The following is a 17,307-nucleotide window of genomic DNA, read 5'->3' on the forward strand; positions in this document are numbered from 1 at the left end:
TTCACTGTGCCCGCCCCGTGGCCGGCGGGCCCGTCAGCTCTCCGGGCGGCCCGCCGTGACCGCGTAGAAGGCGACGGCCGCGGCGGCACCGACGTTCAGCGAGTCCACCCCGTGTGCCATGGGGATCCGGACCCGGGTGTCGGCCGCGTCGAGCGCCCGCCGGGACAGCCCGTCGCCCTCCGCGCCCAGCATCAGCGCGACCCGTTCCATCCGGTGCGGCGCGACGGTGTCCATCGGCACCGCCGCCGCGTCCGGGGTGAGGGCCAGCAGCCGGAAACCCGCTTCCCGCACGGCCTCCAGCGCGGTCGGCCAACCGTCGAGACGGGCGTACGGGACGGCGAAGACCGCGCCCATGGAGACCTTCACCGAACGCCGGTAGAGCGGATCGGCGCAGTCCGGGGAGAGCAGGACCGCGTCCATCCCGAGCGCGGCGGCGCTGCGGAAGATCGCGCCGATGTTGGTGTGGTCGTTGACCGCCTCCATCACCGCGACGCGGCGGGCCGTACGCAGCACCTCGGCCGTCGTCGGCAGCGGTTTACGGCCCATGGAGGCCAGGGCGCCCCGGTGCACGTGGTAGCCGGTCACCCGCTCGGCGAGCCGGGGCTCGACCACGTACACCGGTGCCCCGGCGGACTCGATGACGTCCCGCATCGCGTCCGCCCACTTGGCCGACAGCAGCATGGACCGCATCGCGTACCCGGCCTGCCCGGCACGGCGGATGACCTTCTCGCCCTCGGCGATGAACAGGCCCTCGGCCGGTTCCCGCCGACGGCGCAGTTCCACGTCGGTCAGGCCGGTGTAGTCCCGCAGGCGCGGGTCGTCGGGGTCGTCGACGGTGATGAGGTCAGCCACGGCCGGGCGCCGCCCCCGTCGGGTCCGCGTCGGCCGGGGCGGGGACCGCGCCGGCCGCGGTGCGCGGCGCGCCGGCCGTGGCGACCCGGGTATCGGCCGCCACGGCCACCACGTCCCCGATGACGATGACGGCGGGCGGCCGTACCTGTTCGGCCCTGGCCCGCTCCCCCACCGTCGCGAGCGTCGCGTCCACCCTGCGCTGGGCGGCCGTGGTGCCCTCCTGGACCAGGGCGACGGGTGTCCCGGGGTCCTTGCCGTGCGCGACGAGCGCCTCGGCGATGGCGCCGATCTTGTCGACGGCCATCAGCAGCACGAGCGTGCCGCGGAGCCGGGCCAGCGCCGCCCAGTCCACCAGGGAACGGTCGTCGTCCGGCGTGACATGACCGCTGACGACGGTGAACTCGTGGGCCACCCCCCGGTGGGTGACGGGGATCCCGGCGGCGCCGGGCACGCTGATGGAGCTGGAGATGCCGGGCACCACCGTGCACGGGACGCCCGCCCGGGCGAGCGCCTGCGCCTCCTCCATGCCGCGCCCGAACACGAACGGGTCGCCGCCCTTGAGCCGTACGACCGCCTTGCCCGCCCTGGCGTGCTCGATCAGCGCCTCGTTGATGGCCTCCTGGGCCATGGCGCGGCCGTACGGGATCTTCGCCGCGTCGATCACCTCGACGTGCGGCGGCAGTTCGTCCAGCAGGTCGCGCGGGCCCAGCCGGTCGGCGATCACGACATCGGCCTCGGCCAGGAGCCGCCGGCCGCGCACGGTGATCAGGTCGGGGTCGCCGGGGCCGCCGCCGACGAGGGCGACGCCGGGGGTGCGGGTGCGGTGCTGGGGGGCGGCGAGGGTGCCTTCGCGCAGTCCATCGACGATGGCGTCCCGTACGGCGGCGGAGCGGCGCGGGTCGCGGCCGGTGAGCACGGCGACCGTGACGCCCTCGTCCCGGCCGGTGGCCGGGGTCCAGGCGGTAGCGGCGTCCGCGTCGTCACTGCGGACGCACCAGACGCGGCCGCGCTCGGCCTCGGCGGAGGCGGCGCGGTTGGCCTCGGGGTCGCTGGAGGCGACGAGGACGTACCAGGCGCCGTCGAGATCGCCTTCCTGGTAGCGCCGGCGCTCCCAGCGGATCTCCCCGCTTGTCGCCATGGCCTCGACGGAGGGCGTCGCGGACGGCGAGACCAGCAGGACGTCCGCGCCGGCCGCGATGAGCGCGGGCAGCCTGCGCTGGGCGACCTGACCGCCGCCGAGGACGACGACGCGCCGTCCGGCGAGGCGGAGTCCTACGGGGTAGGCGGGGTGCGTCGTCTGCGCGGCGCGGTCGGCGTGCTCGGCCATATCGGTAGGGGCTCCTCGGACAGCGGGCGGGTAGTGCGGCGCGGGCGTGCGGTGCGCATCGCGCCGGGCGCGTTGCGCGGTGCGGCCGGGCGCGGAACACAGGCTGCCGGCCGCGGGCCGCTGCGTCGGTGAAGCGGCTGGTGGGGGCGGGTGGCCCGGGGATCAGCTTACGGGGCGGCGGCGCCGCGGGGGTGCGCCCACCACGCCCTGTTCCGGCTGTTCGGGCCCTTCCTCGGGCGCGCCACCGCGGCAGGCGCCGCGCCGCGCCCGCTCCGGCGCGTCCGGTCCGGCATGTCCGGTCCGGCGTGTCCGGTCCGGCGTGTCCGGTCCGGCGTGTCCGGTCCGCTCGAGGACGTGCCCGGGGCCGGGCGGGTACGGGGCGGAGGTCCGTTCCCGTGTACCAGGGGGCGGAGCCGGGTGCGGACGGCCGTCGGGCCCGTCCGTGGGCTCACGGCCGATCCCACGGCTCCGTGTGCCCGGCGCCCGGACCCGGGAGGGGCGGCCTCGCCGCCGGGCCCGTGGATGCGCGGAGGCCTGACGGGGAAGCGGCCCGCTACTTCTCCGTCACCCCCGCCGAATCGAACGTCGCCACCTCGTGCATCGCGCGCGCGGCGCTCTGGATCAACGGCAGGGCGAGCAGCGCGCCCGTACCCTCGCCCAGGCGTAGGTCGAGGTCGACCAGCGGACGCAGGCCCAGCTTGTTCAGGGCCACCGCATGGCCCGGTTCCGCGCTGCGGTGGCCCGCGATGCACGCCGCCAGGGCTTCCGGCGCGATCGCGCGCGCCACCAGCGCCGCCGCCCCCGCGCTCACACCGTCCAGGACCACCGGTGTCCGCATCGACGCGCCGCCGAGCAGGAAGCCGACCAGCGCCGCGTGTTCGAGACCGCCGACGGCGGCGAGGACGCCGATGGGGTCGGACGGGTCGGGCTGGTGGAGTTCGAGCGCGCGGCGCACCACGTCGACCTTGCGCGCGTGCGTCTCGTCGTTGACGCCCGTGCCGCGCCCGGTCACCTCCGCCGGGTCCTGGCCCGTGTAGACGCAGATCAGCGCGGCGGACACGGTCGTGTTGGCGATGCCCATCTCGCCCGTCAGCAGCGCCTTGTTGCCCGCGGCCACCAGGTCGCGCGCCGTCTCGATGCCGACCTCGATCGCGGACAGGACCTCTTCGCGGGTCAGCGCGTGTCCGGTCGTGAAGTCGGCCGTGCCGGCGCGGACCTTGCGCGGCAGCAGGCCCGGGGTCGCGGGGAGTTCGCTCGCGACCCCCACGTCGACGACGCACACCTCCGCCCCCACCTGGGTCGCGAACGCGTTGCACACCGCCCCGCCGGCCAGGAAGTTGGCGACCATCTGTCCGGTCACCTCCTGGGGCCACGGGGTCACGCCCTGGGCGTGCACGCCGTGGTCGCCCGCGAAGACCGCTACGGCGGCCGGCTCCGGGATCGGCGGCGGGCACATCCGCGACAGCCCGCTCAGCTGTGCCGAGATGATCTCCAGCATGCCGAGCGCACCGGCCGGCTTGGTCATCCGCTTCTGGCGCTCCCACGCCTCACCGAGCGCCTTGGCGTCCAGCGGGCGGATGCCGGTGATGGTCTCCTGGAGCAGATTGTGCGGGTCCTCGCCCGGCAGGGCCCGGCGGCCGTAGGTCTCCTCGTGCACGACCCAGGACAGCGGTCGCCGCTTGGACCAGCCCGCCTGGAGCAGTTCCGGTTCCTGCGGGAACTCGTCCACGTAGCCGACGCAGAGGTACGCCACGACCTCGAGGTGCTCGGGCAGGCCCAGCGTGCGGACCATCTCCCGCTCGTCGAAGAAGCTGACCCAGCCGACCCCGAGGCCCTCGGCGCGGGCCGCGAGCCAGAGGTTCTCCACGGCGAGCGCGGAGGAGTACGGCGCCATCTGCGGCTGGGTGTGCCGGCCGAGGGTGTGGCGTCCGCCGCGCGTCGGGTCGGCGGTGACGACGATGTTCACCGGGGTGTCGAGGATGGCCTCGATCTTCAGTTCCTTGAACTGCTTGGCCCGGCCCTTGGGCAGCGACTTGGCGTACGCGTCGCGCTGGCGCTGGGCCAGTTCGTGCATCGACCGCCGGGTCTCGGCGGAGCGGATGACGACGAAGTCCCAGGGCTGTGAGTGGCCCACGCTGGGGGCCGTGTGCGCGGCTTCCAGGACGCGGAGCAGCACCTCGTGCGGGATGGGGTCGGGGCGGAAGCCGTTGCGGATGTCACGGCGCTCGCGCATCACGCGGAGCACCGCCTCGCGCTCGGCGTCGTCGTAGCCGGACTCGGCGGGCGTGCCGGGGATCTCGTCCTGGGTGGCGGAAGCGGTGGCAGCGGTCTCCGCCGGTGTCCCGGTCTCCGCCTCGGCCTCTGTCCCGGACTCCGCCTCGGCCTCTGTCCCGGACTCCGCCTCGGCCTCTGTCCCGGACTCCGGCCGGCTCTCGGTCAGCGCCTCGGCGGCCGGAGCCGGCTGAGGTGCTGAGTCCGGTACGGAGTCCGCTGCCGGCTGCGCCGCCTGCGCGGTCGCGGGGGCCGGCCGAGCGGGCTCGGGCTCGGACACGGGGTCCGGGGCGGCTTCCTGGACCTCCTGGGGGGCCTCCGTAGCGGTCTCCCGCTCGGCCCGGTGCTCCGGCGGCTGCTCGGAAGCAGGCGCGGCGGCGGGTTCGGGTGCGGGTTCCGGTACGGACTCGGGAGCGGGCGGGGCGGCGGGCACCTCCGCCTCCTCCGCGGCGGGCGCCCGGCCGGCTTCGGTCCGGTCTTCGGCAACGGGCTCGGCTTCGGGGGACGGCTGGGGATCCGGCTCCGGGGCCGCCTCCTGGACGACGGGCGGCTCGGTGGCAGGTTCCGTCTCGGGGGCCGGGGCTTCTGCCTGATCAGGCGTCTGGACCTGGACCTCGGCCTGGACGTGGACCTGGGCCTGGGCCGGTTCGGTTGCCCGCGCCGGCTCGGCCTGCGCTTCCGGCCGCTCCTCCGGCACGGCCTCGGCGGCCGGTTCGGGTACCGGCTCCGGCTCCACCACCTGCTGAAAGGCAGGCTCCTGCTCCTGCTCCTGCTCCTGCTCCTGCTGAACGGCAGGCTCCGGCTCCTGTCGCGCCTCGGCCACCGGAGCGGGGGTCTCGGTCACCGGGGCCGGTTCCGCCGGGGCCTCCGGCACGGGCACCTCGGCCACGGCGGCGGGCTCCGCGACGGCGGCCTCCGGCACCGGGACGGGCTCGGCGGCCGGCTGCGCGGCGGGTTCCGCTACCGCGGCTTCGGGGGCCTCCTCTCCCTGCGGGGCCTGCGGCTCCTGAGGCGTCGGCACCTCCTGGGGCGCCTGCGTCGTCCCGGCGGGCTCCGTCACCTGCTCGGGGGCCGGCATGGGAACCGCCTCGGGGACGACCGTTTCTGCGGGCACCTCCGCCTCGGCCGTGGCCGGTCCGGTACCGGACTGCTGCCGCGGCTGCGGCTCGGCCGGTGCCTCCGTCGTCCACGGCTCGCCCGCACGCGGCGGCATCTCGCCGAGCGACGGCCCCGGCGGCGTCGCGCCCTCGCCCCCCGCGACGGCGGGCTGTTCCACCGCGACCGCCGGGGCGGCCTGGGGCGGCGCCTGAATCTGGACCTGGGCCGGGGCCTGGACGGGGACCTGGACCGGCGCGGCCGCCTGGGCCTGGGCCTGCTGGGGCCGCTTCCGCGCCCGCGCGGTGCGCGACGGGGCACCCGCGGGCCCCCGGTCGGCGAGCGAGCGCACCACACCGCCCGTCGGGTCGGGCACCGGCGGGCCGAGGTGCAACGGACGGCGCGGCGGCGTCGGGGCGGCCGGGCCCGGCGCCGGGGCGGGCGTGGGCGGGGCCGGCATCCGTACACCGCTGAGGTCCACCGAACCGGTGTCGCGGCCCCCCGTCTCGTGCGCGTCCGGCTGGTGCGGGGCCTGGGTCCCGGCGGCGGCCTCCGGCCCCTGGCCCGCGTCGGGAACGGCCGTCCCGGCCTCCGGAACCGCCTGCGCCGACGCCGTCGCGTCCGGCCCCGCCGGGGCGAACTCGGGCTGTTCGGGCGTCCCGTAGGCGTGCCGCGCCTCCGCGACGGCCTGCTGCCCCGGCATCGCCGGGCCGCCCTGGGCCTGAGCCGGCAGCTGCGTCTCGGTCCGGGTCTGGGCCACCGGCTCCGCCGTCGGCGCCGGCTGTTCTATGGGCGGTACCTGCTGCTGGACCGCGACCTGCTGGACCTGGGCCTGCTCGGGGTTCGCGTACGCCTCGGCACCCTGGCCGGGGTGACCGGCCGCCCCCGCGCCCGCGTACACCTCGGCGGGGGCGGCGTACCCCTCGGGCACGGCGTACCCGTCGGGGGCCACGTAGCCCTCCTGCGTCGCGTAGCCCTCGGGGACCGCGTAGCCCCCGTTCGCCGCGTACCCCTCGGGGACGGCGTAGCCCCCGGGCGCGGCGTACGCGGCGTGGGTCTCCGCGGGCACCACCTGCGGATCGCCCCAGCCCCCCTGGGAACTCGGCATCAGCAGGACGTCCTCGTCCTCGGTGGCGGGTGCCGAGGGGTCCAGGTAGGTGTACGCGCCGGGAGCGGGCATGCCCGGTTGATCCACCATGCCTGCGTTCTCCGGCAGTCCCTCGCCCGGGACCTGGCCGGTGTCAGTCATGCGTACCCCTCGCCCATTGGTTGTGCTCCTTCAGCCCTTCGACCGGGCGCCCGCGCCGTGGCGCTCGCGGCGCCCGTCGAGAACAACGAGCGTCGGCGCCACGCGGCACGAATGGCCCGCGGTCGTCCACGAATTCTCGCGGTTTCACGCGGGCTTGCACAGCCGTGGCGGGAGGTCCGTCCCGGCTGTGTGGACTGCGCCACGTCGACGCGTCCCCCGGTCCTCGTCGTACCACAGGGGGCCCAAAACAGTCCCCTTTTCCGGACATTGACGAACGAAACGACGAACGCCCGGCTGCCGTACAACGATCGGCCAGCCTACCTCGCGCCAGGCGGAACGCGGGTCAGGGGGCGCTTTCCCGCCGCCGTCCCGAGACCAGGAAGACGACCGACCGTTCGCGCTCCGACCAGGCGCCGGTGTCGAGTTCGACGGACTGCAGGAGGGTGCACTCCACCACGTACCCGCCGCCCCGCAGCGCCGTGCCGACAGCCTCCGCCTCGTCCCTGGTCGCGGCGTGGGTGACGATCCGTTCGGGCCTGCGGTCGGCGCAGGCGACGACGACGTCGATGCCGCCGCCCCCGATCCGTACGACATCCGGCTCGGGCAACCGCTCCAGGATCTGCGGCGCGCGGCCCTGGACGACCTGCATCTGGACCCCGGCGCGGCGGGCGGCCGCGGCGGTGCTGGCACAGGCCCCCGGCTCGTCGTCCACGGCGATCACGGCGGCGCCGAACCTGGCGGCCTCCGCCGCGATCGCCCCGCTGCCCGAGCCGATGTCCCAGATGAGGTCGCCGGTACGCGGGCCGAGCCTGGCCAGTTGGGCGGCGCGCAGCCAGGTCGACTCGCCCTCGTCGAGGGTGACGCCGTACTCCGCGGTGGGCAGTGCCCAGCCGCGGGCGGCGGGCGGGTAGCCGGGGTCCCGGCCCGCGAGCCAGCCCGCGCCCGGGGAGGCCGCCGTGCCGATCCCGCCGATGACGATCACGACGTTGGGGTCCCGCCAGACGTGGTCGGCGGCCTTGTCGGAGGTCAGCACGCTGACCTGTTCCCGCTCGGTGCCGAGTTCCTCGCAGATGACGAAGGTGCGGTGGACGCCTTCGAGGAGCAGGGCGAGTTCGGCGGGCCCGGCGCCCGGGGAGGTGAGGACGGCGACCTTGGTGTGCGCCCGGCAGACATTGACGGCACGGCGCAGCGTACGCGGGTGGGCGACCACGATCTGGGCGTCGTCCCAGGCCATCCCGGCGCGGGCGAAGGCGGTGGCCACGGCGGAGACCGCCGGTACGACCTCGACCTCCAGGCCGTGTTCGGGGGCGCGCAGGGTACGGACGACGCCGAAGAAGCCCGGATCGCCGTCGGCGAGGACGACGGCGCTGCCGCGGTGCCCGGCGATCCGGCGGGCGGCCAGGTCGATGCTGCCGAGCCGGATGCGCTCGGCGTTCGGCGGCACTTCCGGGAGCGCGAGGTGGTGGGCGGCACCGGCGACCAGGGTGGCGGCCGAGAGCGCGGACCTGGCCGCGGGGGTGAGGGGCGAGCCGTCCCAGCCGATCACCATGACGCGGTCGGCCATCGTCGTCAGTCTCCCGAGTGTTGTCGCGGGCGGGCGCGGGCGGGCGCGAGGGATCGCGCCTGGTGCCGCCGCCCGGCGGTCGGCCGTCGTCGGCACGGGCCGCGGCCGTGGCACCGGGGGCTCGGCCGCGCGGTGGCGGGCGGGTTGGGCACGGTGAGAGTACCTGTCCCGGTTTTCGGGCGGCCGGGCGGCCGGGGGTGGAACGGCCGGGTGGTGTCCGGTGCGGTGGCGTGGGTGGTACGGCGGCGTGGGTGGTACGGGGATATGGCCGGCACGGGCCCGTGGTGCGGGCGGCGGTGCGGGACGGCCGGTCGGGGCGTCGTCGCCGGTTCGCGCGCGGCGGCTCTCAGCGCCAGTCGGTGTACGACGCGTATCCCGAGGTGTCCGCCAGCTGTTCGGCGACTCCCTCGAGGTCCTCGGGCAGCAGGCCCCACACGATGAGGTCGGTCCTGATGTCGGTCCAGCCGCCGTCCTCGGTACGGGTCCTGGCTATCCACGCGTTGCGCAGGACACCTTCGCTGATACAGCCGATCTTCTGCGCGACCTGCTGGGAGGCGGTGTTGTCGGCGGCCGTGCGCAGTTCGATGCGCTCGAACTTCTGGTCGCGGAACAGCCACTGGGCGACGGCGAGCACCGATTCGGTGGCGTACCCCTCGCCCCGGGCCCAGGGAGCGGTGACGTACGCGGCCTCGGTGGCGAGGGCGTGCCAGTTGGTGTTGCGCAGCCGTATGACACCGACGAGCCGCTGGGTGAGGAACTCGGTGACGGCGAAGGCGATCCCGCGGCCCTTCTCACGTTCGGCCGGGGCGATCCTGCTGACCCACTCCTCGGCGTCCCTCCTGGTGTACGGGTGCGGTACGGAGGTCCAGGCGGTGACCAACTCGTCGTTCATCATCTCGATGTGCGCCGGAATGTCCGCCCGTTCGAAGGGGCGCAGCACCAACCGCTCCGTGCTGATGGAGACGTCCGGAAAGGTGGTAGTCATGCACAGCTCCATGCCTCAGTCCGTCGTAAATGCACAGCATGCAGCATCGGGCGGGGATGCGCATGGGCGGGGCGGTACGGATACGAGTGCCCCGCGCACAACGGGTGTACGCGGGGCACTCGCCGACGGGCGACGGTCCGGCGGTCCTGGCGGGCCGGTCCTACTCGACCGCGCCGAACGCGGGCACGATCGCGCCGTCGAAGGTGTCCTCGATGTACTTCTTCACCTCGGGCGAGTTGAGCAGCTCGGCCAGCTTCGTCACCCGCGGGTCCTTCTCGTTGCCGCGCTTCACGGCGAGGAAGTTGGCGTAGGGGTTGTTCTCCGCCTTCTCCAGGACCAGCGCGTCCTCGGCGGGCCTGAGCTTGGCCTCGATGGCGTAGTTGCCGTTGATGACGGCCGCGTCGACGTCGTTCAGGGCCCGGGGCAGGGTGGCCGCCTCCAGCTCCTTGAACTTCAGCCCCTTGGCGTCCTTGATGCTGGAGAGGTTGGCGTCGTTGCCCACGCCGTCCTTGAGGGTGATCACACCGTTGTCCGCGAGCAGCTTGAGCGCGCGGCCCTCGTTGGTGGTGTCGTTCGGGAGCGCCACGGTCTGGCCGGACTTGAGGTCCTTGATGTCCTTGACCTTGTTCGAGTACAGGCCCAGGGGCTCCAGCTCGACGTTGACGACGGGCACGATGTCGGTGCCCTTCTTCTTGTTGAAGTCGTCCAGGTACGGCTTGTGCTGGAAGAAGTTGGCGCCGACCTCGCCGCTCTGGGTGGCGGTGTTCGGCAGGACGTAGTCCGTGAACTCCTTGACCTCCAGCTTGAGGCCGGCCTTCGCCGCGAGGTTCTTCTTGACGTAGTTCAGGATGTCCGCGTGCGGGGTCGGGGACGCCGCGACGACCAGCGGCTTGGAGGTGTCGGCCGTGGCGTCGTCGGAGGAGCCGGGGTCGGACGCGGTGCCGCAGGCGGTGAGACCGAGGGCGAGGGCGGCGGTGGCGGCCGCGGCCGCCGTGTACTTGATGCTGGTACGCACGAAAAGTGCCTCTTTCCGAAAGAAACGGGTGTCGTGGTGAGGGCCCGGACAAGGAGTGCGGGCCGGCGGAAGGTCGGGAGAGCCGGCCGGGGATCAGGACGCGGCGCGGCCCCGGCGGGCGAGCAGCCGTACGACTCCGTCCCCGATCAGCTGGATCACGGTGACGATCAGGATGAGGATCACGACCGTGGCGATCATGAAGTTGTTCTCGAAGCGCTGGAACCCGTAGGTGACCGCTTTGGAACCGAGACCTTCGCCGCCGACCGCGCCCGCCATGGCCGAGTAGCCGATGAGGACGATGACGGTGGTGGTCACCGCGGAGACCAGCGAGGGCAGCGCCTGTGGCAGCAGCACCTTGCGGATGATCGTGGGGATCGAGCCGCCCATCGCCTGGACCGCCTCGACCAGTCCGTGGTCGACCTCGCGGACCGCCGTCTCGACGAGCCGCGCGAAGAACGGGATGGCGCCGACGGAGAGCGGCACGATCATCGCGGTCGGGCCGATGAACGTCCCCACCACCAGGGTGGTGAACGGGATCAGCGCGATGAGCAGGATCATGAAGGGCAGCGAGCGGCCGATGTTCACGATCGCACCGAGGACCTTGTTCACCGGCGCGTTCCGGAGCAGTCCGCCCTGGTCCGTGAGGACGAGCAGCAGTCCGAGGGGCAGTCCGCCGCCGATGGTGACGAGCGCGGACCACAGCACCATGTAGAGGGTGTCGATGGTCCCCTGGGACAGCAGGGGCTGCATTTCCGACCAGGTCACTTGGACGTCTCCTTCGCCGGGGCGGTCTGCTGCGCGGGCACGGTCGGCGCGGCGCCGCGTGCGGCCTCCGCCGTCCCGGCCGCCTCGGGGGCGGCCGCGGCCCCGGCGGTCCGGTGGTTCTTCGCGTCCCCGCCGTCCCCGTCCGCGATCTCGGCCTGGAGCCCCTGTTCCCGCAGGAAGCCGATCGGCACGACGTTGTCCTCGTAGGAGCCGGGCAGTTCGATGCGCATCCGGCCGATCTGGCGTCCGGCGACGGTGTCCATCGCGGCGCCCAGGATCGATATGTCGATGTTGTAGGTGCGGGCCAGCTCCGAGATCACCGGCCTGCTCGCCGTTTCCCCGTGGAAGGTGATGTCGACGACCGTACGGCCCGGGCCGGAGGCCGCCCCGCCCACCGGGAACAGCTCCCGCGCGAGCCGCGAACCGGGGGTGGCGAGCAGTCCGTCGACCGTGCCGGACTCGGTGATCCGGCCGCCGCTCATCAGCGCGGCCGAGTCGCAGATCGTCTTGACGACCTCCATCTCGTGCGTGATGAGCAGCACGGTCAGGCCGAGCTGCTGGTTGAGGTCGCGCAGCAGCTGGAGGATCGAGCGCGTGGTCTCGGGGTCGAGCGCGCTGGTCGCCTCGTCGGACAGCAGCACCTTGGGGTCACCGGCCAGCGCGCGGGCGATGCCGACGCGCTGCTTCTGCCCGCCGGAGAGCTGGCCGGGGTACGCCTTGGCCTTGTCGGCCAGGCCGACCAGGTCCAGCAGTTCCAGGGCGCGGCGGGAGCGTGCCTGGCCGGAGACCCCCAGGATCTCCAGCGGCAGCTCGACGTTGTCCTTGACCGTCCGCGAGGAGAGCAGGTTGAAGTGCTGGAAGACCATGCCGATGGAGCTGCGGGCCTTGCGCAGTTCCCGCCCCGCCCGCCGGCCGCGGCCGGCGAGTGCGGTGAGGTCCTGGCCGTCCACCGTCACGGTGCCGGAGGTGGGGCGCTCCAGGAGGTTCACGCAGCGGATGAGCGACGACTTCCCGGCGCCGCTCTGTCCGACGACGCCGAAGACCTCGCCCTCGCGGACGTGCAGGTCGACGCCGTCGAGCGCGGTGACGTGCCGGCCGCGCGAGCGCGCGGACCGGTACACCTTCGTCAGGCCCGTAGTAGTGATCACAGGGGGTATCCGTCACTGTCGAGTGCCCGGCGCAGTGTGAGCCGGACACGGGGCATTCGTCGTTCCGACGCTCCACACCGACGCGGCGGGTGGCCGTGCGGCGGTGTGTGCGGGCGGAGGCGGGGCAATCCGGCGCACGGTCCCCGGTGTGACGGGGCCCCATGGCGCGCGGACGTGGCGCGGGCTGTCGTACGGGCCTCGCTTCGGGGCGCGAGGCGTCGGGCAGGGGCCCTCAGATGGCGCACATTCGACACAGACAACGAGCACCGGGCGTTGTGATCGCCTCGGTCGCGGGGGCGCGGTAGCTCGTCGTGGTCATGCCGTCAGTAAAGCAGACCGGCGCGCGACCGAAAGAGGGCAGTCCGTATACCGGACATTTATGTCGCGGCATTCGGACGGCTCGACCGGTCCACGCCGTACGGCGCCCTCGCGTCGAGGTCGTCACCCGGCCGTACGGATCTCCACCCCGTCCGCCGTGACCTGCACCGATACCTGGGAGAGGTCGCTGACCACCGCGTCGGCGGTCAGTTCGGACCGGTCGTGTGTTGTGGCCAAGGCCACGGTCCGCATACCGGCGGCGTGCGCGGACGCGAGTCCGGCCGGGGCGTCCTCGAAGACGACACAGCGCTCCGGCGCCACCCCGAGCCGCCGGGCGGCGAGCAGATACGGCTCCGGGTCGGGCTTGCCCCGCGTGATGTCGTCGGCGGCGATCACCGTCTTGGGCCGGATGGAGGCCCGGGCGAGCCGGGCCTCGGCCAGGCGGCGGGTGGCGGAGGTGACCACGGCCCAGCGCTCGCCCGGCAGGGCGGCGAGCAGGTCGGCGGTGCCCGGCAGCACCGTGACGGAGGCGACGTCGTCCACCTCCAGCTGTTCGATGCGGGCCAGGGCGGCGGGCACGATACCGGCGGGCAGCAGGTCGGCGGCGATTTCGACCGCGGGACGGCCGTGCAGCCCGGCACGCGCCAGGTCCTCGGCGGTGATGCCGTATTCCTTCGCCCACAGGCCCCAGCAGCGGTCCACCGAGTCCTGGGAGGAGACAAGGGTCCCGTCGTTGTCGAACAGCAGGGCTTCGGCGTGCGTCTTCATGTGGCCCGACCCTACGTGGCCGGGACGACCGGTCCGCGTCCGGGCGGTGTCCGGGCCGCGCACACCCCCCATGCCCGGGGTCCGGACCGCCGCCCGAGGTCCCCGGGGAGGTCGGGCACGGGCCGTCCGGGGGCGCGCGACGAGGGCTTTTCACCCCGTAATACGCTCAGGTCCATGCTTGTCGCCCTGACGGTCGCGGTCTCCGTGACCGCGCTCGTCCTCGCCGCCTGGTGCGGTCACGCCGCGTACCGCGACCAGCCCACCAAGGACTGGCACTTCATCGGCATGGCCGTCGTGACCGTGCTGACGCTCGCCCAACTGGCGGTGGCGATCGTGCTGCTGGCGCGCGGTGAACGGCCCGCGCAGGGGTCGGTGATCTTCGTCTCGTACCTGCTGGGCGCCCTGCTGGCGGTTCCGGCGGCAGGCTTCCTCTCGCTCGGTGAGCGGACCCGTTGGGGCTCGGTGACCGTGTCGGCGGGCGCGGTCGTCCTCGCGGTGCTGGAAGTGCGGCTGCACGACATCTGGGGAGGGTGACGCGGCATGGCGGAGGAAGGGCGGGTGGCACCGGCGAAGCTGGTGCGGGGCCCCGGTCTGCTGCTGGTGTGGCTGTACGGCGTGATGTCCGTCGGCGCCGTCTCACGGTCGGTCTACCAGATCGCCACCGACTTCGACGGCGCGCCCCTGGCCCATGTCCTGTCGGCCGTGGCGGGCGTGGTGTACGTGTTCATCACGTACACGTTCGTGCGCGGCGGGGAGACGGCGCGCAAGGCGGCGCTGGTGTGCTGCGGCGCCGAGCTGGCGGGGGTCCTGATCGTCGGGACCTGGACGCTGGCGGATCCGTCGGCCTTCCCGGACGCCACGGTCTGGTCGGACTACGGCATGGGATACGTGTTCATCCCCGTGCTGCTGCCCGTGACCGGCATCCTCTGGCTGCGGAGGTCCCGGCGGAACGGAGCGGCGGCCGGTTCGGCGACGGGATCCGGTTCGGCGACGGGATGACGGGGACCGGTTGGCAGCGGAGGCCGGGTGACAGGGGCCGGCCGGCGGGAGGCGGATGACGGCGGAATCCTCTGCGGCCGAGTCGGTCGGACGCCCGGGACCGGACGGGACCGGCGGGAACAGCGGGCGGGACCGGAGCGACCCGAAGGATTCCGCCCCGCACGTCAGGCGCTCGCCGCATACGCCCCGGAGGGAGCCGCCTTCTCCAGGGTGACCAGCCGCAGGCGCGGCCCGGCCTGTTCCGTCGCCACGGGCGTGTAGCCACGGCTGCGGTACAGCCGCAGATTGCCCTCGCTGCGGTGGCCGGTGGACAACTGCAGGCGCCGGACGGCCGGATCGCTCGTGAAGTGGAGTTCCATGGCGTCGAGCAGCCGTCCCCCGAGACCGTGGTGGCGCAGCCGCGGGTGGACGACGAGCTTGGCGATCCGTGCGGTGCCCTCCGCGTCCGCACAGCCGCGTACCGACGCCACCACTTCGTCACCGAGGCGGGCCACCAGGCCGTGCCCGCGGGCGAGTTCGGCCGTGAGGTCGTCGAGGCTCTGGGTGAGCGGCTCGATGGTGTAGTCGCCGTAGAGCTCGGCCTCTGACTGGTAGCAGAGGTACTGGAGCTTGAGGATCTGCTCCGCGTCCTGCGCTCTCGCCGCTGAGATGGTCACGCTCATGCCCATGTGTGCATGCCTCCCGCTCACTTGCCGACCGGTTGTCTATCGCTCCTTTCCCCTTCGGCCCGGAAGCCCAACCTCCGCCACCAGCAATCTGCGAAGGCATCCCAGGCATCTCGACCTCAATGGCCCCAAACTGCCCTGTGACATACCCAACTCCCCCGCGATCTCACGGTAGGTGGGGTCTTCGGGCGACAGCATCGCGGTGAGCACCTCCGGACAGCGACCGGGGGTGCGTCCGACGGCCGCGCGGAGCGTACGGCGCCGGTCGGTGCGCAGCGCCAGCCCTTCGGGGTCGGTCTCCGGGCCGGCGGCGGGGCCGTCGCGGCGGACGTAACGGCCTTCGTGCGCGGCGATGCGCAGCGCGTGGCGGGCCTCCTCCCGTACGGCGTCCCGTACCCAGTGGGCGAGGCCGTCGCCGGGGCCGGGAGCGTCCTGGGCGGGGGCGTACGGGCCGGGCAGGCCCGGGGCGGCGGGAGCATGCGGGGCCGGGACGTACGGATCGGAGGCGTCACGGGGACGGCGGCCGCCGGGGGCGTGGCGTCCCGCCGGGGCGTGCGCGAGCCGTTCCAGCAGCCGTACCCAGACGCCCTGTTCGAGGTCACGCGCCTCGGCGCCGGCCGCCGCGGCCTCGGCCTCCGCCTCGGCGCGTACGAGCGGGAGGAGCACGCGGAAGAGGTCGTCGGAGGAGGCCGGTGCGTCCGAGGCGGTGCGCCCTTCCGGCCTCCCCGGGATGCCGGGGACACCCGGGATGCCGGGGACACCCGGGATGCTCGGGATACTTGTGCCTGTCGGTCCGGCTGGGACGTGTGTGCCGCCCGTGCCGGTCGGTCCGCCCGTGCTGCCTGCGCCCCCTGAGCCGCCCGTACCGCCCGTGCCGCGCGAGGTTCGTGCCACCGGCACGGTCCTGGGCCGTTCGGGCAGGGGCGCGCGCGGCGCGCCGGTCCGGGGCGGCCGGGCCGCGCGGCGGGACGGGACGGCCATGTCCGGTTTCCGGGAGAGTGGGCCTGGGGCTGGCATGAAGTCCGGCGTCATGACGGGCGGGACGACACGACGGCGACGGACGGTTGCTCCCGGCCGGGCACGTCACCCGACCGGGGCAACGGGGCGTCAGCGGCTGACGAAATCCGCCCGGGCCAGCAGAGCGGTGTCCGGGTGGTCGGTGAAGATGCCGTCGATGCCCGTCTCGAAGTACGCGGTGAGCGCGCCGAAGGCGTCACCGAAGGCGGCCGGGTCCGTACCGCGCCGGAAGTCGGCGGGCAGGAACGCGTTCTCGTTGCGCAGCGTGTACGGGTGGACGACCAGGCGCGCGGCGTGCGCGTCCCGTACCAGCGGGGTCGGCTCGCCCAGCTTGCCCGTGCCGTCCTTCGGGATGACGAGGTCGAGGGTCGGGCCGATGCCCCGCGCGTAGGAGGCGATCCACTTCAGGCCGGCCGGCGCGACCAGGTCGTCGACCGTACGCGGGTCGCCCGCGACCTTGAAGTCCCAGGGCCGGGTGCCCGCCGCGTCGAGCAGGACGACGCCGGGCGAGTCGACCAGCTTCGCCAGCCGCTGGATGCTGCTGGGCTCGAAGGACTGGAGGAAGATCGCGGAGTCCGCGCGGTCCCGCCCGTGGCGGCGCAGCAGCTTCGCCAGCCGCTCCTCCAGTCCGAGGCCGAGGGAACGGAAGTAGGTGGGGTGCTTGGTCTCGGTGTAGAGCCAGACCGGGCGGCCCCGGCGGCGGCCCTGCTCGTCCGCCCAGCGCAGCACCTCCTCGAACGTGGGAACCGTCCAGCGGCCGTCGTAGAGGGTGTTGTGCCGGCGGGTGCCGGGGATGCGCTCCTTGGCGCGCAGGGTCTTGAGCTCGGCGAGTGTGAAGTCCTCGGTGAACCAGCCCGTGAGGCTGACGCCGTCGACGCTCTTGGTGGTCCGGCGGCCGGCGAACTCGGGATGGTCGGCGACATCCGTGGTGGCGGTGATGTCGTTCTCGTGACGGCATACGAGATGGCCGTCCTTGGTGGGCACCAGGTCCTGCTCGATCACGTGCGCGCCCATGTCGAGGGCCAGTTGGTACGAGCCCAGGGTGTGCTCGGGGCGGTAGCCGCTGGCGCCGCGGTGGCCGACGATCGTGGGGACCGGGAGGCGGGGGCCCGCGGGGCCGCGGTCCGCCGTACCGCGCTCGGCGGCCTGTGCCGTGGCCTGTGTCGCGACGGGCAGCCCGACGGCGGCCGAGCCGAGCACCGCTGCTCCCAGTACGGTCCGCCGTCCGGGCGTGTGGTGCGCACCCTGAGTCATGAAGGCTCCCTGCTC

General features: G+C 74.0%; 14 protein-coding genes. 2 read left to right on the top strand and 12 right to left on the bottom strand.

Going from position 1 to position 17,307, the window contains the following annotated elements; translation table 11 throughout:
- Positions 1 to 33: 33 nt before the first annotated feature.
- The 9 genes from IG02_RS0128780 to IG02_RS0128820 all read right to left on the bottom strand — a co-directional run bounded on the left by IG02_RS0128780 (position 34) and on the right by IG02_RS0128820 (position 13,357).
- Entirely contained in the window at positions 34 to 852 is an 819-nt protein-coding gene (locus IG02_RS0128780) for a TrmH family RNA methyltransferase (RefSeq protein WP_030754336.1), read from the bottom strand.
- Entirely contained in the window at positions 845 to 2,179 is a 1,335-nt protein-coding gene (cobA, locus tag IG02_RS0128785) for a uroporphyrinogen-III C-methyltransferase (protein WP_078854914.1), read from the bottom strand. Before cobA ends, IG02_RS0128780 begins: the two co-directional genes overlap by 8 nt.
- 553 nt (positions 2,180 to 2,732) lie before the next feature.
- Complete coding sequence (gene cobT / locus IG02_RS0128790; protein ID WP_030754342.1) at positions 2,733 to 6,794, bottom strand: nicotinate-nucleotide--dimethylbenzimidazole phosphoribosyltransferase; 4,062 nt, start codon at positions 6,792 to 6,794, stop codon at positions 2,733 to 2,735.
- Positions 6,795 to 7,137: 343 nt separating this feature from the next.
- The gene (gene cbiE, locus IG02_RS0128795; protein WP_030754344.1) at positions 7,138 to 8,358 is read right to left on the bottom strand and encodes a precorrin-6y C5,15-methyltransferase (decarboxylating) subunit CbiE; all 1,221 of its coding nucleotides are present in this window, start codon (positions 8,356 to 8,358) and stop codon (positions 7,138 to 7,140) included.
- 346 nt (positions 8,359 to 8,704) lie between these two features.
- Positions 8,705 to 9,343: a GNAT family N-acetyltransferase gene (locus tag IG02_RS0128800; RefSeq protein ID WP_051765856.1), complete on the bottom strand. Its 639-nt coding sequence runs from the start codon at positions 9,341 to 9,343 to the stop codon at positions 8,705 to 8,707.
- Positions 9,344 to 9,503: 160 nt separating this feature from the next.
- Complete coding sequence (locus tag IG02_RS0128805; protein WP_030754348.1) at positions 9,504 to 10,358, bottom strand: MetQ/NlpA family ABC transporter substrate-binding protein; 855 nt, start codon at positions 10,356 to 10,358, stop codon at positions 9,504 to 9,506.
- Between the two features lie 93 nt (positions 10,359 to 10,451).
- Positions 10,452 to 11,123 carry a methionine ABC transporter permease gene (locus IG02_RS0128810; protein WP_030754351.1) on the bottom strand — a complete coding sequence of 224 codons (672 nt, stop codon included), beginning with the start codon at positions 11,121 to 11,123 and terminating at the stop codon, positions 10,452 to 10,454.
- On the bottom strand, positions 11,120 to 12,271 hold the full coding sequence (locus IG02_RS0128815) for a methionine ABC transporter ATP-binding protein (RefSeq protein ID WP_030754353.1): 1,152 nt from the start codon (positions 12,269 to 12,271) through the stop codon (positions 11,120 to 11,122). Before IG02_RS0128815 ends, IG02_RS0128810 begins: the two co-directional genes overlap by 4 nt.
- Before the next feature lie 441 nt (positions 12,272 to 12,712).
- Positions 12,713 to 13,357 carry an HAD family hydrolase gene (locus IG02_RS0128820; protein ID WP_030754355.1) on the bottom strand — a complete coding sequence of 215 codons (645 nt, stop codon included), beginning with the start codon at positions 13,355 to 13,357 and terminating at the stop codon, positions 12,713 to 12,715.
- Positions 13,358 to 13,531: 174 nt separating this feature from the next.
- On the opposite strand from IG02_RS0128820, the gene IG02_RS0128825 reads away from it, so the two are divergent.
- Both IG02_RS0128825 and IG02_RS0128830 read left to right on the top strand, forming a co-directional pair.
- Complete coding sequence (locus tag IG02_RS0128825) at positions 13,532 to 13,891, top strand: hypothetical protein (protein ID WP_030754357.1); 360 nt, start codon at positions 13,532 to 13,534, stop codon at positions 13,889 to 13,891.
- A 6-nt stretch (positions 13,892 to 13,897) separates the two neighbouring features.
- Positions 13,898 to 14,356, top strand: coding sequence for a hypothetical protein (locus IG02_RS0128830; RefSeq protein ID WP_037804580.1), 459 nt, complete (start codon positions 13,898 to 13,900; stop codon positions 14,354 to 14,356).
- Positions 14,357 to 14,520: 164 nt separating this feature from the next.
- Here the strand turns inward: IG02_RS0128830 and IG02_RS0128835 are convergent, their stop codons facing one another.
- The 3 genes from IG02_RS0128835 to IG02_RS0128845 form a co-directional block, all read right to left on the bottom strand.
- Entirely contained in the window at positions 14,521 to 15,024 is a 504-nt protein-coding gene (locus IG02_RS0128835) for a GNAT family N-acetyltransferase (protein WP_030754361.1), read from the bottom strand.
- Positions 15,025 to 15,060: 36 nt separating this feature from the next.
- Positions 15,061 to 15,687, bottom strand: a complete 627-nt coding sequence (locus tag IG02_RS0128840; protein WP_107055727.1) for a sigma-70 family RNA polymerase sigma factor — start codon at positions 15,685 to 15,687, stop codon at positions 15,061 to 15,063.
- Positions 15,688 to 16,128: 441 nt separating this feature from the next.
- The gene (locus tag IG02_RS0128845) at positions 16,129 to 17,292 is read right to left on the bottom strand and encodes a glycerophosphodiester phosphodiesterase (RefSeq protein WP_030754366.1); all 1,164 of its coding nucleotides are present in this window, start codon (positions 17,290 to 17,292) and stop codon (positions 16,129 to 16,131) included.
- Between the last annotated feature and the right edge of the window lie 15 nt (positions 17,293 to 17,307).

The organism is Streptomyces sp. NRRL F-5135 (assembly GCF_000719775.1).
GTDB lineage: Bacteria > Actinomycetota > Actinomycetes > Streptomycetales > Streptomycetaceae > Streptomyces > Streptomyces hebeiensis.